This is a genomic window from Campylobacter concisus (assembly GCF_902460845.1).
Taxonomy (GTDB): domain Bacteria; phylum Campylobacterota; class Campylobacteria; order Campylobacterales; family Campylobacteraceae; genus Campylobacter_A; species Campylobacter_A concisus_X.
In genome coordinates this window covers 119,463-137,952 of the sequence record NZ_CABPVS010000001.1, presented here as the reverse complement: position 1 = coordinate 137,952, position 18,490 = coordinate 119,463, and the positions used below count along the sequence as shown (strand labels likewise).

At 37.3% G+C, this 18,490-nt stretch carries 34 protein-coding genes; all 34 read left to right on the top strand.

Going from position 1 to position 18,490, the window contains the following annotated elements:
* Nucleotide 1 precedes the first annotated feature (1 nt).
* The 34 genes from rpsJ to F3H00_RS00605 all read left to right on the top strand — a co-directional run bounded on the left by rpsJ (nucleotide 2) and on the right by F3H00_RS00605 (nucleotide 18,408).
* The gene (gene rpsJ / locus F3H00_RS00770) at nucleotides 2-310 is read left to right on the top strand and encodes a 30S ribosomal protein S10 (RefSeq protein WP_009295257.1); all 309 of its coding nucleotides are present in this window, start codon (nucleotides 2-4) and stop codon (nucleotides 308-310) included.
* Nucleotides 311-330: 20 nt separating this feature from the next.
* A complete protein-coding gene (rplC, locus tag F3H00_RS00765) occupies nucleotides 331-909 on the top strand; it encodes a 50S ribosomal protein L3 (RefSeq protein ID WP_002941563.1) in 579 nt (192 codons plus the stop codon).
* A complete protein-coding gene (gene rplD / locus F3H00_RS00760; RefSeq protein ID WP_012140561.1) occupies nucleotides 906-1,520 on the top strand; it encodes a 50S ribosomal protein L4 in 615 nt (204 codons plus the stop codon). The genes rplC and rplD overlap by 4 nt, the downstream gene beginning before the upstream one ends.
* Nucleotide 1,521: 1 nt before the next feature.
* Nucleotides 1,522-1,803: a 50S ribosomal protein L23 gene (locus F3H00_RS00755; protein ID WP_103628652.1), complete on the top strand. Its 282-nt coding sequence runs from the start codon at nucleotides 1,522-1,524 to the stop codon at nucleotides 1,801-1,803.
* Between the two features lies 1 nt (nucleotide 1,804).
* Nucleotides 1,805-2,638 carry a 50S ribosomal protein L2 gene (gene rplB, locus F3H00_RS00750; protein WP_148799566.1) on the top strand — a complete coding sequence of 278 codons (834 nt, stop codon included), beginning with the start codon at nucleotides 1,805-1,807 and terminating at the stop codon, nucleotides 2,636-2,638.
* 2 nt (nucleotides 2,639-2,640) lie between these two features.
* Nucleotides 2,641-2,922 carry a 30S ribosomal protein S19 gene (gene rpsS, locus F3H00_RS00745; RefSeq protein WP_002941639.1) on the top strand — a complete coding sequence of 94 codons (282 nt, stop codon included), beginning with the start codon at nucleotides 2,641-2,643 and terminating at the stop codon, nucleotides 2,920-2,922.
* Nucleotides 2,923-2,933: 11 nt separating this feature from the next.
* Nucleotides 2,934-3,266, top strand: coding sequence for a 50S ribosomal protein L22 (gene rplV / locus F3H00_RS00740; RefSeq protein ID WP_002941544.1), 333 nt, complete (start codon nucleotides 2,934-2,936; stop codon nucleotides 3,264-3,266).
* 1 nt (nucleotide 3,267) lies between these two features.
* Nucleotides 3,268-3,966, top strand: coding sequence for a 30S ribosomal protein S3 (rpsC, locus tag F3H00_RS00735; protein ID WP_002941650.1), 699 nt, complete (start codon nucleotides 3,268-3,270; stop codon nucleotides 3,964-3,966).
* A 2-nt stretch (nucleotides 3,967-3,968) separates the two neighbouring features.
* A complete protein-coding gene (gene rplP, locus F3H00_RS00730; RefSeq protein WP_021091116.1) occupies nucleotides 3,969-4,394 on the top strand; it encodes a 50S ribosomal protein L16 in 426 nt (141 codons plus the stop codon).
* Nucleotides 4,381-4,575 (top strand): 50S ribosomal protein L29, encoded by a 195-nt coding sequence (gene rpmC, locus F3H00_RS00725; protein ID WP_002941625.1) that lies wholly within the window; start codon nucleotides 4,381-4,383, stop codon nucleotides 4,573-4,575. The genes rplP and rpmC overlap by 14 nt, the downstream gene beginning before the upstream one ends.
* A 1-nt stretch (nucleotide 4,576) precedes the next feature.
* On the top strand, nucleotides 4,577-4,828 hold the full coding sequence (gene rpsQ, locus F3H00_RS00720; protein ID WP_021091107.1) for a 30S ribosomal protein S17: 252 nt from the start codon (nucleotides 4,577-4,579) through the stop codon (nucleotides 4,826-4,828).
* Nucleotides 4,828-5,196 (top strand): 50S ribosomal protein L14, encoded by a 369-nt coding sequence (rplN, locus tag F3H00_RS00715; RefSeq protein WP_021091075.1) that lies wholly within the window; start codon nucleotides 4,828-4,830, stop codon nucleotides 5,194-5,196. Before rpsQ ends, rplN begins: the two co-directional genes overlap by 1 nt.
* Nucleotides 5,196-5,432 (top strand): 50S ribosomal protein L24, encoded by a 237-nt coding sequence (gene rplX, locus F3H00_RS00710; RefSeq protein ID WP_148799568.1) that lies wholly within the window; start codon nucleotides 5,196-5,198, stop codon nucleotides 5,430-5,432. Before rplN ends, rplX begins: the two co-directional genes overlap by 1 nt.
* A gap of 5 nt (nucleotides 5,433-5,437) precedes the next feature.
* Nucleotides 5,438-5,983 (top strand): 50S ribosomal protein L5, encoded by a 546-nt coding sequence (rplE, locus tag F3H00_RS00705; RefSeq protein ID WP_002941643.1) that lies wholly within the window; start codon nucleotides 5,438-5,440, stop codon nucleotides 5,981-5,983.
* Nucleotide 5,984: 1 nt separating this feature from the next.
* Nucleotides 5,985-6,170, top strand: a complete 186-nt coding sequence (locus tag F3H00_RS00700) for a type Z 30S ribosomal protein S14 (protein WP_002941532.1) — start codon at nucleotides 5,985-5,987, stop codon at nucleotides 6,168-6,170.
* Between the two features lie 9 nt (nucleotides 6,171-6,179).
* Nucleotides 6,180-6,575 (top strand): 30S ribosomal protein S8, encoded by a 396-nt coding sequence (rpsH, locus tag F3H00_RS00695; protein WP_084041205.1) that lies wholly within the window; start codon nucleotides 6,180-6,182, stop codon nucleotides 6,573-6,575.
* 191 nt (nucleotides 6,576-6,766) lie between these two features.
* Entirely contained in the window at nucleotides 6,767-7,303 is a 537-nt protein-coding gene (gene rplF / locus F3H00_RS00690) for a 50S ribosomal protein L6 (RefSeq protein WP_021091127.1), read from the top strand.
* A gap of 10 nt (nucleotides 7,304-7,313) precedes the next feature.
* Nucleotides 7,314-7,670 carry a 50S ribosomal protein L18 gene (rplR, locus tag F3H00_RS00685; RefSeq protein ID WP_148799570.1) on the top strand — a complete coding sequence of 119 codons (357 nt, stop codon included), beginning with the start codon at nucleotides 7,314-7,316 and terminating at the stop codon, nucleotides 7,668-7,670.
* A gap of 15 nt (nucleotides 7,671-7,685) precedes the next feature.
* The gene (rpsE, locus tag F3H00_RS00680) at nucleotides 7,686-8,129 is read left to right on the top strand and encodes a 30S ribosomal protein S5 (protein ID WP_002941646.1); all 444 of its coding nucleotides are present in this window, start codon (nucleotides 7,686-7,688) and stop codon (nucleotides 8,127-8,129) included.
* Nucleotides 8,130-8,144: 15 nt separating this feature from the next.
* Nucleotides 8,145-8,546: a 50S ribosomal protein L15 gene (gene rplO, locus F3H00_RS00675; RefSeq protein ID WP_148799572.1), complete on the top strand. Its 402-nt coding sequence runs from the start codon at nucleotides 8,145-8,147 to the stop codon at nucleotides 8,544-8,546.
* Nucleotides 8,546-9,808: a preprotein translocase subunit SecY gene (secY, locus tag F3H00_RS00670; RefSeq protein WP_103604570.1), complete on the top strand. Its 1,263-nt coding sequence runs from the start codon at nucleotides 8,546-8,548 to the stop codon at nucleotides 9,806-9,808. Before rplO ends, secY begins: the two co-directional genes overlap by 1 nt.
* A 1-nt stretch (nucleotide 9,809) precedes the next feature.
* Nucleotides 9,810-10,568, top strand: coding sequence for a type I methionyl aminopeptidase (gene map, locus F3H00_RS00665; RefSeq protein ID WP_148799574.1), 759 nt, complete (start codon nucleotides 9,810-9,812; stop codon nucleotides 10,566-10,568).
* A gap of 34 nt (nucleotides 10,569-10,602) precedes the next feature.
* The gene (infA, locus tag F3H00_RS00660) at nucleotides 10,603-10,821 is read left to right on the top strand and encodes a translation initiation factor IF-1 (protein ID WP_002848031.1); all 219 of its coding nucleotides are present in this window, start codon (nucleotides 10,603-10,605) and stop codon (nucleotides 10,819-10,821) included.
* A gap of 189 nt (nucleotides 10,822-11,010) precedes the next feature.
* Complete coding sequence (gene rpmJ / locus F3H00_RS00655; protein WP_002941545.1) at nucleotides 11,011-11,124, top strand: 50S ribosomal protein L36; 114 nt, start codon at nucleotides 11,011-11,013, stop codon at nucleotides 11,122-11,124.
* Between the two features lie 3 nt (nucleotides 11,125-11,127).
* On the top strand, nucleotides 11,128-11,496 hold the full coding sequence (gene rpsM / locus F3H00_RS00650; protein ID WP_012140556.1) for a 30S ribosomal protein S13: 369 nt from the start codon (nucleotides 11,128-11,130) through the stop codon (nucleotides 11,494-11,496).
* A gap of 22 nt (nucleotides 11,497-11,518) precedes the next feature.
* Nucleotides 11,519-11,911 carry a 30S ribosomal protein S11 gene (gene rpsK, locus F3H00_RS00645; RefSeq protein WP_021091081.1) on the top strand — a complete coding sequence of 131 codons (393 nt, stop codon included), beginning with the start codon at nucleotides 11,519-11,521 and terminating at the stop codon, nucleotides 11,909-11,911.
* A gap of 25 nt (nucleotides 11,912-11,936) precedes the next feature.
* Nucleotides 11,937-12,563, top strand: a complete 627-nt coding sequence (gene rpsD, locus F3H00_RS00640; protein WP_148799576.1) for a 30S ribosomal protein S4 — start codon at nucleotides 11,937-11,939, stop codon at nucleotides 12,561-12,563.
* A gap of 14 nt (nucleotides 12,564-12,577) precedes the next feature.
* Nucleotides 12,578-13,594 carry a DNA-directed RNA polymerase subunit alpha gene (locus tag F3H00_RS00635; RefSeq protein WP_087578016.1) on the top strand — a complete coding sequence of 339 codons (1,017 nt, stop codon included), beginning with the start codon at nucleotides 12,578-12,580 and terminating at the stop codon, nucleotides 13,592-13,594.
* Nucleotides 13,595-13,605: 11 nt separating this feature from the next.
* Complete coding sequence (rplQ, locus tag F3H00_RS00630) at nucleotides 13,606-13,962, top strand: 50S ribosomal protein L17 (protein WP_002941584.1); 357 nt, start codon at nucleotides 13,606-13,608, stop codon at nucleotides 13,960-13,962.
* Between the two features lie 282 nt (nucleotides 13,963-14,244).
* Nucleotides 14,245-15,246 (top strand): Cj0814-related protein, encoded by a 1,002-nt coding sequence (locus F3H00_RS00625; protein ID WP_148799578.1) that lies wholly within the window; start codon nucleotides 14,245-14,247, stop codon nucleotides 15,244-15,246.
* 123 nt (nucleotides 15,247-15,369) lie between these two features.
* Nucleotides 15,370-15,978 (top strand): hypothetical protein, encoded by a 609-nt coding sequence (locus F3H00_RS00620; protein ID WP_148799580.1) that lies wholly within the window; start codon nucleotides 15,370-15,372, stop codon nucleotides 15,976-15,978.
* Nucleotides 15,975-16,724 carry an ABC transporter permease gene (locus tag F3H00_RS00615; RefSeq protein ID WP_148799582.1) on the top strand — a complete coding sequence of 250 codons (750 nt, stop codon included), beginning with the start codon at nucleotides 15,975-15,977 and terminating at the stop codon, nucleotides 16,722-16,724. Before F3H00_RS00620 ends, F3H00_RS00615 begins: the two co-directional genes overlap by 4 nt.
* Complete coding sequence (locus F3H00_RS00610; RefSeq protein WP_148799584.1) at nucleotides 16,721-17,413, top strand: ABC transporter ATP-binding protein; 693 nt, start codon at nucleotides 16,721-16,723, stop codon at nucleotides 17,411-17,413. Before F3H00_RS00615 ends, F3H00_RS00610 begins: the two co-directional genes overlap by 4 nt.
* A gap of 77 nt (nucleotides 17,414-17,490) precedes the next feature.
* A complete protein-coding gene (locus tag F3H00_RS00605) occupies nucleotides 17,491-18,408 on the top strand; it encodes an NrtA/SsuA/CpmA family ABC transporter substrate-binding protein (protein ID WP_148799586.1) in 918 nt (305 codons plus the stop codon).
* Nucleotides 18,409-18,490: the final 82 nt, after the last annotated feature.

The following is an 18,490-nucleotide window of genomic DNA, read 5'->3' as shown; positions in this document are numbered from 1 at the left end:
CATGGAAAGAATCAGGTTAAAGCTAAAAGCTTACGACCATAGAGTTCTAGACCGCACTGTTGCAGCAATCGTAGAAGCTGTCAAACGAACAGGTGCCGACGTTCGTGGCCCGGTACCAATGCCTACAAAGATCAAACGCTACACAGTCTTAAAATCTCCACACATCAACAAAGACTCACGTGAGCAGTTTGAGATGAGAATACACGCTCGTATGCTTGACATCGTAGCCGCTACTCCAGAAACTGTAGATAGCCTAACAAAACTCGACCTAGCTCCAGAAGTTAATGTCGAAGTTCGTGCGATGAAATAAGCGGACAAAAGGATAAGAGTATGGAATATATTGTAGAAAAAATAGGCATGAGTAGAACGATTGCCACGAAGAGTACGCCAGTTACACTACTTAAGCTAGTTGAGGCTAAAGTGTGTGAGATCGATGAAAATAAACGTGCTATCGTAGCGTATGCCCACACTAAAGCAAACAACAAAGCTATCGCTGGTCAGCAAAAGAAATACAATCTGACTGCAGAATTTAACAAATTTGCTACGCTTGAAGTAGCTAATAGCGAAGTTGGAAACCTAGACTTTACACCATTAAATGAGGCTAAAATTTTAAAAGTTAGCTTTAACTCAAAAGGTAGAGGCTACCAAGGTGTGGTAAAAAGACATGGTTTCGGTGGTGGTCCAAAAAGCCACGGCTCACGTTTCCACAGACGCCACGGTTCAATTGGTAACTGCGAATGGCCAGGTCGTGTTCAACCAGGTATGAAAATGGCAGGACACATGGGAAATGAGAAAGTTACTGTTAAAAACGAGCTAATAAGCTTTGACGCTCAAAATGGCATCGTAGTTGTAAAAGGTTGCGTTCCTGGTCACAATGGTGCAATGGGTAAAATAAGGATTGTAAAATGAGTAAAATTCACGTATTAAACGATAAATTTGAAAATTCAGGCGAGTTAGAGCTTCCTGCAAGCTACGCTGAAGTAAATCCGCACAACCTATATCTTTATGTAAAATCTTACCTTGCTGGTATAAGAGCAAATTCGGCTCATACTAAAAGTCGTGCTTTTGTAAGCGGTGGTGGTAAAAAACCATGGAGACAAAAAGGACGTGGTGGTGCAAGAGCAGGTTCAACTAGAACTAACGTTTGGGTAGGTGGTGCAGTTGCATTTGGTCCAACAAACGAGAAAAACTATTTTCAAAAAGTCAATAAAAAACAAAAAAGACTAGCTCTTGAGTACGCTTTGGCAGTAAAAGCACAAGATGGTAAAATTTTCGCAGTAGATAGCATCTCAATCGAATCTGGAAAGACAAAAGATGCAGCTAATATCATCAAAAATTTAAAAGTAAAAGACGCGCTTATCGTTAAAGATTTGCTAGACGATAAAACACTACTTGCTTTTAGAAATTTAGCAAACTGCTATGTAGTAGATGCAAATGAGGTAAATGCTTATCTTGTCTCTACATTTAGTTCGGTTATCATTGAAAAAGCTGCACTAAAAACTATAACAAAAGAGGGCTAAAATGGCGGATATAACTGATATCAAAACAATTATTTATACAGAAAAAACTCTAGGCCTTCAAGAACAAGGCGTTGTTGTTATCCAAACTTCACCAAGAGTTACAAAAAACAGCTTAAAAGCGGTTTTGCAAGAGTATTTTGGAGTAACGCCTGTTCGCGTAAATTCACTTAGAATTAGCGGCAAGGTTAAACGTTTTAGAGGAAGAGTAGGTCAGCGTGACGAAATAAAGAAATTTTACGTTAAGTTGCCTGAAGGTGTAAGCCTAGAAAGTACGGAGGCGTAAGATGGCTATAAAATCATATAAACCATATACACCTAGTCGTAGATATATGACTGGACTAAGCTCTGAAGATATAACAGCTAAACCAAGTGTTAGAAGCTTGCTTGTTAAACTACCTGCATCTGGCGGTAGAAACAACAATGGTCGTATAACTTCAAGACATAAAGAAGCAGGTGCAAAAAAACTTTATCGTATCATCGACTTTAAACGTCGCAAATTTGGTATAGAAGGTAAAGTTGAAGCGATCGAGTACGATCCAAACAGAAACTGCCGTATCGCTCTTATAGCTTATAAAGATGGTGAAAAACGCTATATCATTAGACCAAATGGCCTAAATGTTGGCGACGTTATCGGATCTATCGATGAGGGGTCACTAGATATTAAACCAGGCAACGCTATGAAATTAAGATTTATCCCAGTTGGTACTATCGTTCATAACGTAGAGCTAAAACCTGGCAAAGGCGCTCAGATAGCTCGTTCAGCTGGTGGTTATGCTCAGCTAATGGGTAAAGAAGAGAAGTACGTTATCTTAAGAATGCCAAGTGGTGAGATGAGACAAGTACTAGCTGAGTGTATGGCAAGCATTGGTGTAGTTGGTAATGAAGACTGGGCTAACATCACTATCGGTAAAGCCGGACGTAATCGCCACCGCGGTATCCGACCACAAACACGTGGTTCTGCTATGAACCCAGTTGATCACCCACACGGTGGTGGTGAAGGTAAGAAAAATTCAGGCCGTCACCCAGTTACTCCATGGGGTAAACCAACTAAAGGTGCTAAGACTCGCCGTAAAAAAGCTAGCGATAAGCTTATAATTTCAAGAAGGAAAGGAAAATAGAGATGGCAAGATCACTCAAAAAAGGTCCTTTCGTAGATGATCATGTAATGAAAAAAGTTATTGCCGCAAAAAATGCAAACGATAACAAACCAATCAAAACTTGGTCAAGACGTAGCACGATTGTACCTGAAATGATTGGACTAACATTTAACGTTCACAATGGCAAGAGCTTTATTCCTGTATATGTTACAGAAAATCATATAGGCTATAAACTTGGCGAATTTGCTCCAACACGCACATTTAAGGGTCACAAGGGCTCAGTGCAAAAGAAAATCGGCAAGTAAGGGGAAATGATATGAGTAGAGCAATTATAAAATTCGTAAGACTTTCTCCTACAAAAGCAAGACTTATAGCAAGAGAAGTTCAAGGTATGAATGCCGAGCTAGCACTTGCGAGCTTGCAATTTATGCCAAATCGTGGTGCTAAATTTATAGCAAATGCTATTAGCTCAGCAGTAGCAAATGGCGGATTTGAACCAGAAGAGGTTGTAGTAACTAGTTGCCGCGTTGACGCTGGTCCTGTATTAAAGAGATTTAGACCAAGAGCAAGAGGAACAGCGAGCAAAATTCGCAAACCTACTTCTCATGTAATGGTAGAAGTATCTAAACCTGAAAAGAAGGAAGCATAATATGGGACAAAAAGTAAATCCAATAGGCCTTAGACTAGGAATTAACCGCAACTGGGAATCTAGATGGTTTCCAACCAAACAAAGTCTTCCTGAAAACATCGGCGAAGATTACAAAATTCGTGCATTTTTAAAGAAAAAACTTTACTATGCAGGAATTAGCCAAATTCTAATCGAAAGAACGGCTAAAAAACTTCGTGTAACCGTAGTTGCAGCTCGTCCTGGTATCATCATCGGCAAAAAAGGTCAAGATGTTGAAAACCTAAAGAACGAAGTTAGCAAACTTATCGGTAAAGAAGTAAATGTAAATATCAAAGAAGAAAGAAAAGCTCAAGCTTCAGCTCAACTTGCTGCTGAAAACGTAGCTATGCAACTTGAAAAGCGTGTCGCATTTAGACGTGCTATGAAAAAAGTTATCCAAGGTGCTCAAAAATCAGGCGCTAAAGGTATTAAAATTTCAGTTGCTGGTCGTTTAGGTGGTGCTGAGATGGCAAGAACCGAGTGGTATCTAGAAGGTCGCGTTCCGCTTCATACTCTTAGAGCAAAGATAGATTACGGTGTAGCTGAGGCTCATACGACTTATGGAAACATAGGTATTAAAGTATGGATTTTTAAAGGTGAGGTTCTTCAAAAAGGTGTTCAACCTGAGAAAACTGAAGAAGAGGCACCTAAGAAAACACGTAGAGCAAGAAGAGGTAAATAATTATGTTGATGCCTAAAAGAACGAAATTTCGTAAGCAAATGAAAGGTCGCAACCGTGGTTATGCGACTCGTGGAGCATCTTTAGCAACTGGCGAATTTGCACTTAAAGCTGTTGAAGCTGGCAGAATAAATTCTCGCCAAATAGAAGCTGCTCGTCAAGCTCTAACTCGTCACGTAAAAAGACAGGCTAAAATTTGGATTAGGGTTTTCCCTGATAAGCCACTTACTAAAAAACCTCTACAAACTCGTATGGGTAAAGGTAAGGCTGGAGTTGAAGAGTGGGTTATGAATATCAAACCTGGTCGTATAATATTTGAAATGGCTGGTGTTAGCGAAGAGTTGGCTCGTGAAGCTCTAACTTTGGCTTTACACAAACTTCCTTTCAAATCAAAATTTGTAACGCGAGAGAGTGAAAATGAAATATACTGAGTTAAAAGATAAGAGCGTTGCAGAATTAAACGCGTTGCTAAAAGAGAAAAAGGTGCTTTTATTTACTTTAAGACAAAAGCTAAAAACTATGCAGTTAAGCAACCCTAATGAGATTAGTGCTGTTCGCAAAGAGATAGCTCAGATCAACACTGCAATTAGTGCAACAAGACAAGGGGCGTAAAATGGCATTAAAAAGAGAAATTCAAGGTGTTGTTTTACAAAAAGCTGGAGATAAAACAGCTACTATTTTGGTAGAAAGACGCGTTATGCACCCAAGATACCATAAATTTGTAAAACGCTTTAAAAAGTATTTAGTTCATGATGAAAAAAATGAGACAAGAGCAGGCGATACAGTTGTTGCAATTGAGTGCAGACCACTTTCAGCTCGCAAGAATTTTCGCTTAAAAGCTGTATTGGCAAAGGGAGTTGAGTAATGATTCAAAGTTTTACAAGACTTGCAGTTGCTGATAATAGTGGTGCAAAAGAGTTAATGTGTATAAAAGTTCTTGGCGGCAGCAAAAGAAGATACGCTACACTTGGCGATATCATAGTTTGCTCTGTTAAAAAAGCTCTTCCAAATGGTAAGATCAAAAAAGGACAGGTTGTAAAAGCTGTTGTCGTAAGAACTAAAAAAGAGGTTCAAAGAGATAATGGTTCGCTAATCCGCTTTGATGAGAACGCAGCTGTTATACTTGATAGCAAAAAAGAGCCAGTCGGCACTCGTATTTTTGGACCAGTTGGACGTGAAGTTAGATATGCTAACTTTATGAAAATTGTTTCGCTAGCTCCGGAGGTTTTATAATGGCTAATGTAAAATTTAAAGTCAAAAAAGGCGATACCGTTAAGATCATCGCTGGTGACGATAAAGGCAAAACTGGTAAGATTTTAGCAGTTCTTGCAAAAAAAGGTCAGGTTATAGTTGAGGGATGCAAAATAGCTAAAAAAGCTATCAAACCAAGCGAAAAAACTCCAAATGGTGGTCACGTAAATAAAGAGATGCCAATTGACATATCAAATGTCACGAAAGTTGAAGGATAAGAGATATGAGTAGATTAAAAGATAAATTTAACGAAACTATCAAGCCAGCTCTCGTAAAAGAATTTGACATCAAAAATCCAATGCTTATCCCTGCGCTTGAGAAAATTGTGATCAGTGTAGGTGCAGGAGACTCTGCGAAAGATCAGAAAGTGCTTCAAAATATGGCTGATACCATTTCACTTATCGCCGGACAAAAAGCAGTTATCACTGATGCTAAAAAATCAGTTGCTGGCTTTAAAGTTCGCGAAGGTTTTCCTGTTGGTATCAAAGTAACTTTGAGAAAAGAGCAAATGTATGCTTTCTTAGATAAGCTAATCAGCGTTGCTCTCCCAAGAGTTAAAGACTTCCGTGGTCTTCCAAAAAATGGTTTTGATGGACGTGGAAACTATAACTTCGGTCTTAGTGAGCAGCTAATGTTTCCAGAGGTTGAGTATGATAAAATTTTACGAACTCATGGTATGAATATTACGATTGCTACTACGGCTAAAAATGATAAAGAGGCATTCAAATTGCTAGAGCTATTTGGTGTGCCGTTTGCAAAAGGAAAGTAAAATGGCAAAGAAATCAATGATAGCAAAAGCTGCACGCAAGCCAAAATTTGCGGTTCGTGGCTATACTAGATGCCAAATTTGCGGTCGTCCGCACTCTGTTTATAAAGATTTTGGAATTTGCCGTGTTTGCCTAAGAAAAATGGCTAACGAAGGCCTGATACCTGGTCTTAAAAAAGCAAGTTGGTAAGGAAGAGAAATGTTAAACGATTTAATATCAGATGGATTAACACGCATTAGAAATGCAAGTATGAGAAAGCTTGAAACTGCGAAATTGCTTCATTCTAAGGTTGTTGAGGCTACTCTTTCTATCCTTGCAGCAAAAGGCTATATCGAGAGCTACAACGTTATCGAAGAAGGTAACAAGAAATTTATAAATGTAGTTTTAAAGTATGATGAGTACGGCAGAAGCGTTATAAACGAGCTTAAAAGGGTTTCAAAGCCTGGTCGCCGTGTTTATCAAGGCAAAGACGACATTAAGCGTTTTAAAAATGGTTACGGAACGGTTATCGTTAGTACAAGCAAAGGCGTTATGAGCGGTATCGAAGCAAGTAAAGCTGGCGTTGGCGGCGAGGTTCTTTGTACGGTTTGGTAATAAACTGCATTAAACGCTATTTAACCTTATGATTTTAAGGTTAAATTTTTTAGCTTGGTAAAATTTTAGATTTTGCCAAAGCTAAATTTAGAAATTCAAATGAAGGTTTCGTCAAATTTGACGATCAAATTTACGGCATTGTGGTGTTTATTCGTAAATGTAGGAACACCCTAGACAAGTAAAGGAAAAAAATGTCACGTATTGGAAAACAGCCTATCGCTATCCCAAGTGGTGTAGACGTTAGCGTTGAAAATAATGTCCTAAAATTTAAAAAGGGCAATCATATAAAAGAGCTTGACACAAAAGGTCATGTTGATGTCAAGATAGAAAATGGTCATATAGTTTTTGCTCCAAAAGGCGAAGATCGCCAAAGTAGAGCTTACTGGGGAACATATAGAGCACTTGCTAATAACATCGTAACTGGTATCACAGCAGGCTTTACTCGCCAGCTTGAGATCAACGGCGTTGGTTACAAAGCAGCTGCAAAAGGTAAAATTTTAGAGCTTTCTCTTGGTTTTTCACACCTTATCAACTATGAGCTACCAGCAGGTGTTGAAGCTAGTGTTGAGAAAAACGTTATTACTATCAAAGGCGATGACAAACAAGTAGTAGGCCAAGTGGCTGCTCAAGTTAGAGGATTTAGACCACCTGAGCCATATAAAGGCAAAGGCGTTAAATATCTAGAAGAACGCATCATCCGCAAAGCGGGCAAGACATCTAAGAAGTAAGGAGCGGTAAATGACAGCAAAAGTACTAAAAAGAAAAATCGCTCTTAGAATTAAGAGAAAAAGAAGAATCAGAGGTAAAATTTCTGGTGTTGCATCTTGCCCAAGAGTTTCTATTTTCAAATCAAACAGAACTCTTTATGTTCAAGCGATTGACGACGTTACAGCTACTACACTAGCTGCAGTAGATGGTAGAAAGATAGGCATAAAAGCAAATAAAGAAGGTGCGGTCACTTTAGCTAAAGAATTTGCTAAGGCTTTAAAAGCTAAGAAGATAGATATTGCAGTTTTTGATAGAAATGGTTATTTGTATCATGGCGTCATCGCAGCATTTGCTGAAGCTTTAAGAGAAAATGGCATCAAGCTATAACCCAAAGGAAAATCGATGGAAAAATATAATAGAGAAGAATTTGAAGAAGTAATCGTCGATATCGGTCGGGTTACAAAGGTTGTTAAAGGTGGTCGTAGATTTAGATTTACAGCTTTAGTTGTTGTTGGTAATAGAAATGGTCTAGTTGGCTTTGGTTATGGTAAAGCTAAAGAGGTACCAGATGCGATGAGAAAAGCGATTGACGACGCATTTAAAAATATTATCCACGTTAAGATCAAAGGCACAACTATCCCTCACGATGTAGAGGTAAAATACAACGCAAGTAGAATGCTACTTCGCCCAGCTAGCGAGGGTACTGGTGTTATCGCTGGTGGTAGTGCACGTCCTATTATCGAGCTTGCAGGTATTAAGGATATCCTTACTAAATCACTTGGCTCAAATAACTCAGCAAACGTCGTTCGTGCTACTATAAAAGCACTTAGTTTGCTAAAAAGCTAAGAGAAAGGAGTTAAGATGGCATTAGAAAAATTAACACCTGCTGCAGGTTCAACTCATGCAACTAAAAGAATAGGTCGTGGTCAAGGTAGTGGCAATGGCAAAACTGCTGGCAAAGGTAACAAAGGTCAAAGAGCAAGAAAAGGCTACAATGAGAAAAGAGGTTTTGAGGGCGGACAGCAACCACTTCAAAGACGTCTTCCAAAAGTAGGCTTTACTTCTAAATTTGAAAAACCTTATGTTATTAATGTCGAGAAAATTGTAGCTATAAAAGAGCTTGCTGAAATTTCAATAGCAACAATAGCTAGCGTTCATAAAATTTCAAAGAGCGTTACTAAGATAAAACTAATCGGTACAAGCGCAAAAGCTCTTGCTTCTAAGATTAAAGACGAGAACGTTAGCGTTAGCGGAACAAAATAATGGATAAAACACTGACCAACAAGATTTTAATCACGTTGGCATTTTTGTTCGCATACAGGATACTGGCTTATGTGCCAGTTCCTGGTGTTAATGTCGACGTAATTAAAGAATTTTTTAATTCAAACAACAGCAATGCCTTGGGTCTATTTAATATGTTTAGTGGTAAAGCTGCTGAGCGTTTAAGTATCATCTCTTTAGGTATCATGCCTTACATTACAGCTTCGATCATTATGGAGCTTTTAGCAGCAACATTTCCGAAATTAGGTCAGATGAAAAAAGAGCGTGACGGTATGCAAAAATATATGCAAATCATACGCTATGCAACCATTGTTATCACTCTTGTGCAATCAATCGGTGTTTCTATCGGACTTCAAAGCTTAAGCGGACGCGGTGGCGAACAAGCTATCATGATAGATATAAATTTATTTATCGCGATCTCTGCTGTGTCTATGCTAACTGGAACTATGCTACTTATGTGGATAGGCGAGCAAATAACACAACGTGGCATAGGCAATGGTATAAGTCTTATCATCTTTGCAGGCATCGTCTCTGGCATACCTAGTGCGATCGGTGGAACTGTAAATTTAGTAAACACCTCTGAGATGAATTTCCTAACAGTTATCGCTATTTTGGCGATTATCTTAGCTACCATCGGTGCTATTATATTTGTTGAGATGGGTGAAAGGCGTATTCCTATTTCTTACTCAAGAAAAGTGATAATGGAAAATCAAAACAAACGTATAATGAACTATATACCGATCAAAGTAAATTTAAGTGGCGTTATCCCACCGATATTTGCTAGTGCGATTTTGATGTTTCCTAGTACGATTTTACAGGCTAGTACAAATCCAATCATCCAAGCTATCAATGACTTTTTGAGTCCAAATGGCTATATGTTTAACTTTTTAACATTTTTATTTATCATCTTCTTTGCGTTTTTCTACGCATCGATCGTATTTAACACAAAAGATATAAGTGAAAATTTAAAGAAACAAGGCGGATTTATCCCAGGCGTTAGACCAGGTGAGAGTACAGCTAGCTATCTAAATGAAGTAGCTGGCAGGCTAACTTTAGGTGGAGCTTTGTACTTGGGTATCATTTCAACACTACCTTGGGTACTTGTAAAGACTATGGGTGTTCCATTTTATTTTGGTGGCACATCAGTGCTTATTGTGGTTTCAGTAGCACTTGATACGATGAGGCGTATAGAAGCTCAGTCTTATACAAATAAATACCAAACTTTAAGCGCAGTAGGTCTATAAAATGGCTATCATGCTAAAAAGACCAGCTGAGATAGAGAAAATGAGAGCGGCGAACAAGATCGTCGCTCGAACTCTTGATCACGTTTCTACGATCATAAAACCTGGAATTTCACTTCTTGAGATAGATAAAATTTGTGAAGATATGATAAGGGCTGCTGGGGCAAAACCTGCTTTTAAAGGTCTTTATGGCTTTCCAAATGCGGCTTGCATAAGTGTCAATGAAGTGGTGATCCACGGAATCCCAAATGAATACAAACTAAAAGAGGGTGATATCGTTAGCGTTGATATCGGCTCAAATTTAGATGGTTATTTTGGTGATTCGGCTAGGACATTTGGAGTTGGTAAAATTTCAAAAGAAGATGAGGCTTTGATTGCTTGCTCAAAAGATGCACTATATTTTGCGATTGACTATATAAGAGCTGGTATGCATTTTAAAGAAATTTGCTATGAGCTTGAGAAATTTATTCTTGGTAGAGGTTATGTGCCTTTACGTGGATATTGCGGTCACGGTATAGGAAAAAGGCCACACGAAGAGCCAGAAATTCCAAACTATCTTGAGGGGCATAACCCAAAAGCTGGACCAAAGATAAAAGAAGGAATGGTATTTTGTATAGAGCCAATGATCTGCCAAAAAGACGGCACGCCAGTTTTAGGAAGCGATAACTGGAAAGTAACCTCAAAAGATGGTTTAAGAACTAGCCATTATGAGCATTGCATGGCAATAGTTAATGGTAAAGCCGAAATTTTAAGCCAAGCATAAAATTTATAGCAAAAATTTAAAGAAAGGAGAGTTTGTGGCAAAAGACGATGTCATTGAGATTGATGGAAATGTTGTTGAAGCACTACCAAATGCAACTTTTAAAGTTGAGCTTGACAACAAACATATAATTTTATGTCATATCGCTGGAAAAATGAGAATGCATTATATAAAGATAATGCCTGGCGACCGCGTAAAAGTAGAACTTACGCCATATAGCCTAGATAAGGGCAGGATCACTTATAGATATAAGTAAATTTAGCCTTTTGGCAAATATGCTAAGTAAATTTAAAGCTGGTTTTGGATAAAATCCAAGCTTTGCGAAAAGCTGTATGAAGAATTATTTTCAAAGTTCCCCACTTATTTTGAAAATAGTTGGTCTAAATTCTTTCTTTAGACCTGATGCAGCCCCTAAAAAAGTGGAATAAATTTTTAGGAGACTAAAATGAAAGTTCGTCCTTCTGTAAAGAAGATGTGTGACAAATGTAAAATTGTCAAACGTAGTGGCATAATTCGTGTTATCTGCGAAAATCCAAAACATAAACAAAGACAAGGATAAGGCATGGCACGTATTGCAGGTGTAGATTTACCAAACAAAAAGAGAATTGAGTATGGTTTGACTTATATCTATGGTATAGGTCTTTATAAATCTCGTCAAATCCTTGACGCAGCTGGAATTTCTTACGATAAGAGAGTTTACGAGCTTAGTGAAGACGAAGCGGCAGCTATCCGTAAAGAAATTCAAGAGCACCACGTCGTTGAGGGTGATTTGAGAAAACAAGTTGCTATGGATATCAAAGCTCTTATGGATCTTGGAAGTTATAGAGGTCTTCGCCACAGAAAAGGTCTTCCTGTTCGTGGTCAAAAGACTAAAACTAATGCTAGAACCAGAAAAGGCAGACGTAAAACTGTCGGTGCGGCCACTAAGTAAGGCAAGGGTTAAAGGATAATAAATGGCAAAAAGAAAAATAGTTAAGAAAAAGGTAGTTAGAAAAAGTATAGCCAAAGGTATCGTTTATATCAGTGCAACATTTAACAATACTATGGTAACTGTAACTGATGAAATGGGAAATGCTATTGCATGGAGTAGTGCAGGTGGCTTAGGCTTTAAAGGTAGTAAAAAATCAACTCCTTATGCAGCTCAACAGGCAGTTGAAGATGCTCTAAATAAAGCAAAAGAGCATGGTATAAAAGAAGTTGGTATTAAGGTTCAAGGTCCAGGTAGCGGACGTGAAACGGCTGTTAAAAGTGTAGGAACTGTTGAAGGAATTAAGGTATCTTTCTTTAAAGACATTACACCTTTACCACACAATGGTTGTAGACCGCCAAAACGCCGCCGCGTATAATTAGAGAAAAATAGGAGAAATTATTATGGCTAGATATACAGGACCTGTTGAAAAATTAGAAAGACGTCTTGGTGTGTCTCTTGCGTTAAAAGGCGAAAGAAGACTTGCTGGTAAAAGTGCTTTTGAAAAAAGACCTTATGCACCAGGACAACATGGACAAAGAAGAGCAAAAATAAGCGAATATGGCTTACAACTTCGCGAGAAGCAAAAAGCTAAATTTATGTATGGTGTTTCTGAGAAACAATTTAGAAGATTATTTCAAGAAGCAGCACGCCGCGAAGGTAATACCGGTGCTCTTTTGGTTCAACTATTAGAGCAAAGATTAGATAATGTTGTTTATAGAATGGGCTTTGCAACAACTCGTCGTTTTGCTCGTCAGCTAGTAACTCATGGACATATTTTAGTAAATGGCAAAAGAGTAGATATACCATCTTATAGAGTTGAGCCAGGTGCAAAAGTAGAGATTGTTGAAAAATCTAAAAACAATCCACAAATTGTTCGTGCAATAGATCTTACAGCACAAACTGGTATTGTTGCTTGGGTAGATGTTGAAAAAGAGAAAAAATTTGGAATTTTCACTAGAAATCCAGAAAGAGAAGAGGTTATCATTCCTATTGAGGAAAGATTTATAGTAGAGCTTTATTCAAAATAATAGAGGGTATAAAGATGAGAAAGATTACTACATCAGCTTATATGCCAACTGAAATTGAAGTTAAAAGTGTTAGTGAAAATGTTGCTAACATTACAGCATATCCTTTTGAGGCGGGTTATGCTGTTACCTTGGCTCACCCATTGCGTCGTCTTCTTTACACAAGCACAGTAGGTTTTGCTCCTATTGGTGTAAAGATAAAAGGCGTTAGCCATGAATTTGATAGTATGCGTGGTATGCTAGAAGACGTAGCTTTTTTTATTATAAATTTGAAAAAGATCAGATTTAAATTAAAAAGTACCAGTGAGCGCGAAGTTATAGAGTATAGCTTTAAAGGACCAAAAGAGATAACTGGGGCTGATCTAAATAATGATCTAGTTGAGATCGTTAACCCAGATGCATACCTTGCTACAATAAACGAAGATGCTGAGTTAAATTTTTCAGTTATCATTCAAAAAGGTATCGGATATGTTCCTAGTGAAGAGATCAGAGAAGAGATTGAAGACGACTATATCGCACTTGATGCTTTTTTTACACCTGTTAAAAAAGCAGTTTATGATATACAAAATGTCTTGGTTGAGGATGATCCAGACTATGAAAAGATCGTATTTACTATAACAACTGATGGTCAAGTTAGTCCGATAGAGGCTTTTAAAAATTGTTTAGAAGCTATGTATCAACAAATGTCAGTATTTAAAGGAATTTTAGATATTGATGTTAGTACTCCAGTTGCTAGCTCAAGTGCAGGTGGCGAGTTTTCAAAGCTACTTTCTAGCGTAGAAGATCTAAATTTAAGTGCTAGAAGTTTCAACTGCCTTGACAAAGCTGATATTAGATTTATCGGCGAGCTTGCATTAATGGACGAAAATGAGCTTAAAGAGCTTAAAAATTTAGGTAAAAAATCTCTTGAAGAGATTAAAGCGGTTATGGAAGAGATAGGCTATCCAGTTGGTGCCGATGTGTTAAAAGATGGCAAAGAGCAACTAAGAAAGAAAATAACCGAGCTTAAAGCACAAATGAGTGTAAAAGAATAAAAGGACAATAGATGAGACATAAACACGGATATCGCAAACTTGGTAGAACGTCATCTCATAGATCTGCATTGCTTAAAAATTTGGCGATAGCTATCATCAAAAGCGAAAAGATAGAGACGACTTTACCAAAAGCAAAAGAGCTTAGAAGCTATGTTGAGAAGCTAATTACAAGAGCCAGAAAAGGTGACTCTAACGCTCACAGAGCAGTATTTGCTTCTTTACAAGATAAAGAAACAACAAATAAATTAGTTACTGAAGTAGCTCCAAAATTTAAAGAGCGCAATGGCGGCTATACAAGAATCATCAAAACTCGTGTTCGCAGAGGCGACGCAGCAGAGATGGCTTATATAGAGCTAGTAGCTGAATAATTATTAGAGAGCTTCGGCTCTCTTTTTTTAATTTCTTGAATATAAAATTCTCTTACCTTTAAAATAAAATCCTTCTTTCAAAAGCTTTCTAAAGTATAAATTTCTTTAATTATTTATCAAATTTTATTAACCAAAAAATCATAAATTTAATAGTTAAAAGTTGTAAATCCTTTAATCTAAAATCATATATTTTAAATTTTTACCTTTGAACTCTATGCTAAAATTTTATTTTATTAAGACGATATTTGTTTCAGGCATCTAATAAATTTCAAAGGATTTGAGATGATAGGTAGTGTAAATGGAGTTGGGACAAATTTTTATATTGGCTCGCAAAGTAGTAGAGCGCAAGAGCTTGATACTAAAAATACTAAATCCAATATAGACAAAAATTCTTTAAATAATTTATCTAGCGGTTTGGTTGATGAGCAAAAAAGTCATACCGATACTAGAGGTGAGCCAATAAATTTAAATGAAACAAATACGACAAAATTTCAAAAAAATAGTGAGAATCTAACATTTGCTAGCAATTTCTCGCTATCAGGCATAGCTGCTAATGGCAAGATAAGCATCTGGGGCAAGCTCATGGGATATGACAAACAAGTCAGCCAAGATGAGATAAATGATCTCAAAAATTTTATCAACCAGACCAAAGCACTTGGCTTTGGCAGAGCTCACGAAGAGATCATAGGATATTATCCAACAGATGTCGATCTCTTTGCAAAAGAGTATACATCAAAGCTTGATAACACACTTCTTGGGCTTGGTCACAAGAGCCACGTGGAAGGGTTTGAGATACTTGATAAGGACCTAAGCATAGATGAGTTTAAAGATAAGTGGATTGATTATGCACTTAGGCAGTATCTTGGCGAAAGAGTCGGCGTAGAAAGCATTACGATAGGCAAAAAGGCCATCTCTATGCTAACTAGCACTAATAAGCCGCCAATCGAGTACCAGACGCTACAAAGTATAAATTTTACTGATGAAGAGAGCAGACAGAGATTTCTTACGCTCATGAAAGCTGGCATGAAGAGTGGGGCGGATTTTAAAGAGGTGGTAGAGGGCGTGCTCTCGCTTTATAATGTGCAAAATACGGACAAACTCGATGGCAACAAAGTCTATGCTTCAGTGATCGGACGAAGTGAGAAACTGGCTACTTACGACATCAATAAAGATGAGAAATTTGCCTATCTTAAGGAGCTAATGCAGCTTGAGAAAAACGGAGTTGATATACTAAAACTAATGGAAAAAGTGGAGCAAAAACATAAACTAGATATAAAAGTGTAGGCTAAGTTTAGCTTTTTGTACCGCCTATCTTTTATGATTTTAGTCATAAGAGGCTCTTTTTACTTGGTTTAAATTTTTAAATGATAGAATCTTGATTTCTATTATTAAAATTACGGAGAACTCGTGAGAAAGCTACTTTGGCTAAATCCCGTTGTAAAAAATATGTATGACTTCTCTACGCTAAAAGAGCTTTTGCAAAATAAGGGCTTTAACATAGTAGAGTGCGAAAAAGATCATGTTCGTGATGTCAAAAATTCATATAAAAATTTATGCTCTAAAGGCATGGTTTTAGATAGTCGATGTCCAAGAGCTGTAAATTTTATAAGATCAAATTTCAAAGAATTTTCAAATAATATTTCAAGCTTAAATCCCATTTTAATTGAAAGCGCCATCGAGCTTAGCTCAAAGCTAAAAGAAGATGAGTGGCTTTATATAACAACGCCTTGCGATGACTTGGCTGAGCTTGGAAATTCTTTAAAATTAGAGCGAACTACATTTTTAACATGGAAAAAATTTAAAGAGCTAAACGATATAAATTTACAAATAAACAAAATAGAATCAAGTCCGATTCCTCCTGGATTTTTTGAAAATTTAGGCATAAAAACACTAAGCTTATGCAGTAAAAAAAAGATACAAAACGCATTTTCATATAAATTTAGCGAGCTTAAAAACTATCAGATCATCGAGCTTTTATACTGCGAAAATGGCTGTCACAATGGAGATGGGCTGTGATAGAAATTTTTAAAAAGAGCGTTTTGATCCTAGCGATCTTTGCCCTTTGGCAGGTCGTTTGCGAGCTAGAAATTTTCACACCTTATATCTTACCAAGTCCTATTACGACACTTAAAACAATGTTTGATATGAGCTTAAGTGGCGAGTTAATAACGCATGTGATGATTAGCTTTAAGCGCATATTTATTGGTTATATTTTGGCTTTTGTTTTGGCATTTGCTTTTGGCGGAGTGGCGGCGCTATTTCCAAAAGCTAGCATTTATTATGAGTGGATTTTAGAATTTTTTAGAAATGTTCCGCCACTTAGCCTTATTGCTATTTTGGTACTTTGGTTTGGTATAAACGAAACACCAAAAATTATTATTATCATACTAGCATCGTTTTTCCCAATGTTTTTAAGTATTTCAAAAGGGCTAACTAGCTGCGATGTGAAGCTTATTGAGGTTGGTAAAATTTTTTGTTTTAGTAAATTTGAAATTTTTTACAAAATCATCCTAAAAAATGCCATAAAAGATATTTTTGTAGGTATGCGCATAGGTTTTGGCTACGCGATGCGAGCGATTGTGGGAGCGGAGATGATCGCAGCTTCTAGCGGGCTAGGCTATCTCATACTTGACGCTGAGGAGCTTTCACGCGCAGATAGGATATTTGTGGGCATTTTTACGATCGGCATTTGCGGCGTGCTCATAGATAGGCTGTTTTTGTTTTTGATAGCTAAATTTAGCCTTTTGCGAGGTGAAAAATGATAGAAATTTTAAATTTATCAAAGCATTTTTTTATCCATGACAAGCGTATCGACGTTTTAAAAGAGCTAAATTTAAGTATAAAAAAAGATAAGATCACTGTTATACTTGGCAGAAGTGGATGCGGTAAAACTACGCTTTTAAGGCTTATTGCTGGACTTGAGGGTGTAAGTCTAGGCGAGATAAAATTTAAAGAGCAAGCAAAGATTGGCTTTGTCTTTCAAGAGCCTAGGCTCATGCCTTTTTTAAATGTCTATGAAAATATCGTATTTGCGCTTAAAAAGCATGAGATAGACGAGGTAAAGATAGATAGGCTCATATCGATGATAGGGCTTAGCGACTTTAAATTTGCCGCTGTTTCGCAGCTATCTGGCGGCATGAGTTCGCGCGTTTCTCTTGCTAGAGTGCTTGCATATGAAGCAAATTTGATCCTTATGGATGAGCCATTTGCGGCACTTGATGCTTTTACGAGAGCCAGCATGCAGGCTGAAATTTTAAAGCTCCAAGCCGGTAAAACCATCATTTTTGTCACTCATAATGTCGATGAAGCTCTATATTTAGCAGATGAGATCATTTTGCTTGAAAAAGGTGGGACAAAATCAAATTATGATCTGTCAAATCTAGCTAAGCCAAGAGATTTGCTTTGCGATGAACTAATAAATTTAAAGCGTAAAATTTTAAGTGAAATTTAGCATTTTATAAAATGATAATTAAAACCAAAACGAAGCAAAAAGTTATATAATTTGGAAAAATTTTTAAAGGAGCAAATATGAGAAAGTTTTTTAAGATTTTGTGTGCAGCCTCTTTGCTTTGTCTAGTAGCAAACGCAAGTGAGCTAGATAAGATCGGTATGACCTATGTCAAATCGCCGCTAAACGTCCCCTCAATCGTTGATAAATTTAAAGGCTTTTATGCTAAATCTTTTGGCGTGCCAGTCGAGTACTCTGAGATAACATCAGGTGCAAAGCAGACTCAAGCTCTAGCTTCAAATTCGCTCCAGTTTCTAAACTGTGTTGGCGGAACCTCAGTCATACTTGCCGCAGCGAACAAAGCTGACATAAAGATCATAAGTGCCTATTCAAGAGCACCTGAAGCTTTTGCGATATTTGCTAAAGATAAAGGCATAAAAACCGCTAAAGACTTAAAAGGTAAAAAAATAGCAGGGCCAAAAGGTACGATATTAAATGAGCTTTTGGTTAGGTATCTTGCTCTTAGCGGACTTGGTATAAATGACGTAGAGTTCGTTTCTATGGGCATCCCATCTGCACAAGCTGCACTTGAAAATGGCAGTGTCGATGCAGCACTTCTTGCTGGACCAGCTGCTTATAATGCTAAAAAATCAGGACTTAGTGTCGTAACAACAGGCAAGGGTGTCATCACTCCAGTCATCGTCACTGCTACAAGCGGAGAATTTTACAAAAAGCATAAAGATCTAGTTGAAAAATTTAAAAAGGCTCAAGATGAAATTTTAGCTTTTATGAAAGCAAATGAGGAAGAGGCATTAAAATTTACAGCTGAAGAGACCGGGCTTAGCATAGAGGCGGTAAAGAGTATGTATCCGCAGTATGACTTTAGTCCAAAGATCACGCCTGAAGATATAAAAGCACTTGAGGCTACGCAAGAATTTATGCTTGAGAGCAAGATGATCGAGCAAAAAGTAGATATAAAATCGCTTCTAATAGATTAAACAAAAAGGGCGAAATTTGCCCTTTTATCCTAAAACTTATAATCAAAAATTTACTAAATTTTAGCTCAAATATTTAAAAACT

Bases quoted from the DNA above. Each gene is read 5' to 3' on its own strand.
- rpsJ (WP_009295257.1), top strand. From the start codon at position 2: ATGGAAAGAATCAGGTTAAAGCTAAAAGCTTACGACCATAGAGTTCTA.
- rplC (WP_002941563.1), top strand. From the start codon at position 331: ATGGAATATATTGTAGAAAAAATAGGCATGAGTAGAACGATTGCCACG.
- rplD (WP_012140561.1), top strand. From the start codon at position 906: ATGAGTAAAATTCACGTATTAAACGATAAATTTGAAAATTCAGGCGAG.
- F3H00_RS00755 (WP_103628652.1), top strand. From the start codon at position 1,522: ATGGCGGATATAACTGATATCAAAACAATTATTTATACAGAAAAAACT.
- rplB (WP_148799566.1), top strand. From the start codon at position 1,805: ATGGCTATAAAATCATATAAACCATATACACCTAGTCGTAGATATATG.
- rpsS (WP_002941639.1), top strand. From the start codon at position 2,641: ATGGCAAGATCACTCAAAAAAGGTCCTTTCGTAGATGATCATGTAATG.
- rplV (WP_002941544.1), top strand. From the start codon at position 2,934: ATGAGTAGAGCAATTATAAAATTCGTAAGACTTTCTCCTACAAAAGCA.
- rpsC (WP_002941650.1), top strand. From the start codon at position 3,268: ATGGGACAAAAAGTAAATCCAATAGGCCTTAGACTAGGAATTAACCGC.
- rplP (WP_021091116.1), top strand. From the start codon at position 3,969: ATGTTGATGCCTAAAAGAACGAAATTTCGTAAGCAAATGAAAGGTCGC.
- rpmC (WP_002941625.1), top strand. From the start codon at position 4,381: ATGAAATATACTGAGTTAAAAGATAAGAGCGTTGCAGAATTAAACGCG.
- rpsQ (WP_021091107.1), top strand. From the start codon at position 4,577: ATGGCATTAAAAAGAGAAATTCAAGGTGTTGTTTTACAAAAAGCTGGA.
- rplN (WP_021091075.1), top strand. From the start codon at position 4,828: ATGATTCAAAGTTTTACAAGACTTGCAGTTGCTGATAATAGTGGTGCA.
- rplX (WP_148799568.1), top strand. From the start codon at position 5,196: ATGGCTAATGTAAAATTTAAAGTCAAAAAAGGCGATACCGTTAAGATC.
- rplE (WP_002941643.1), top strand. From the start codon at position 5,438: ATGAGTAGATTAAAAGATAAATTTAACGAAACTATCAAGCCAGCTCTC.
- F3H00_RS00700 (WP_002941532.1), top strand. From the start codon at position 5,985: ATGGCAAAGAAATCAATGATAGCAAAAGCTGCACGCAAGCCAAAATTT.
- rpsH (WP_084041205.1), top strand. From the start codon at position 6,180: ATGTTAAACGATTTAATATCAGATGGATTAACACGCATTAGAAATGCA.
- rplF (WP_021091127.1), top strand. From the start codon at position 6,767: ATGTCACGTATTGGAAAACAGCCTATCGCTATCCCAAGTGGTGTAGAC.
- rplR (WP_148799570.1), top strand. From the start codon at position 7,314: ATGACAGCAAAAGTACTAAAAAGAAAAATCGCTCTTAGAATTAAGAGA.
- rpsE (WP_002941646.1), top strand. From the start codon at position 7,686: ATGGAAAAATATAATAGAGAAGAATTTGAAGAAGTAATCGTCGATATC.
- rplO (WP_148799572.1), top strand. From the start codon at position 8,145: ATGGCATTAGAAAAATTAACACCTGCTGCAGGTTCAACTCATGCAACT.
- secY (WP_103604570.1), top strand. From the start codon at position 8,546: ATGGATAAAACACTGACCAACAAGATTTTAATCACGTTGGCATTTTTG.
- map (WP_148799574.1), top strand. From the start codon at position 9,810: ATGGCTATCATGCTAAAAAGACCAGCTGAGATAGAGAAAATGAGAGCG.
- rpmJ (WP_002941545.1), top strand. From the start codon at position 11,011: ATGAAAGTTCGTCCTTCTGTAAAGAAGATGTGTGACAAATGTAAAATT.
- rpsM (WP_012140556.1), top strand. From the start codon at position 11,128: ATGGCACGTATTGCAGGTGTAGATTTACCAAACAAAAAGAGAATTGAG.
- rpsK (WP_021091081.1), top strand. From the start codon at position 11,519: ATGGCAAAAAGAAAAATAGTTAAGAAAAAGGTAGTTAGAAAAAGTATA.
- rpsD (WP_148799576.1), top strand. From the start codon at position 11,937: ATGGCTAGATATACAGGACCTGTTGAAAAATTAGAAAGACGTCTTGGT.
- F3H00_RS00635 (WP_087578016.1), top strand. From the start codon at position 12,578: ATGAGAAAGATTACTACATCAGCTTATATGCCAACTGAAATTGAAGTT.
- rplQ (WP_002941584.1), top strand. From the start codon at position 13,606: ATGAGACATAAACACGGATATCGCAAACTTGGTAGAACGTCATCTCAT.
- F3H00_RS00625 (WP_148799578.1), top strand. From the start codon at position 14,245: ATGATAGGTAGTGTAAATGGAGTTGGGACAAATTTTTATATTGGCTCG.
- F3H00_RS00610 (WP_148799584.1), top strand. From the start codon at position 16,721: ATGATAGAAATTTTAAATTTATCAAAGCATTTTTTTATCCATGACAAG.
- F3H00_RS00605 (WP_148799586.1), top strand. From the start codon at position 17,491: ATGAGAAAGTTTTTTAAGATTTTGTGTGCAGCCTCTTTGCTTTGTCTA.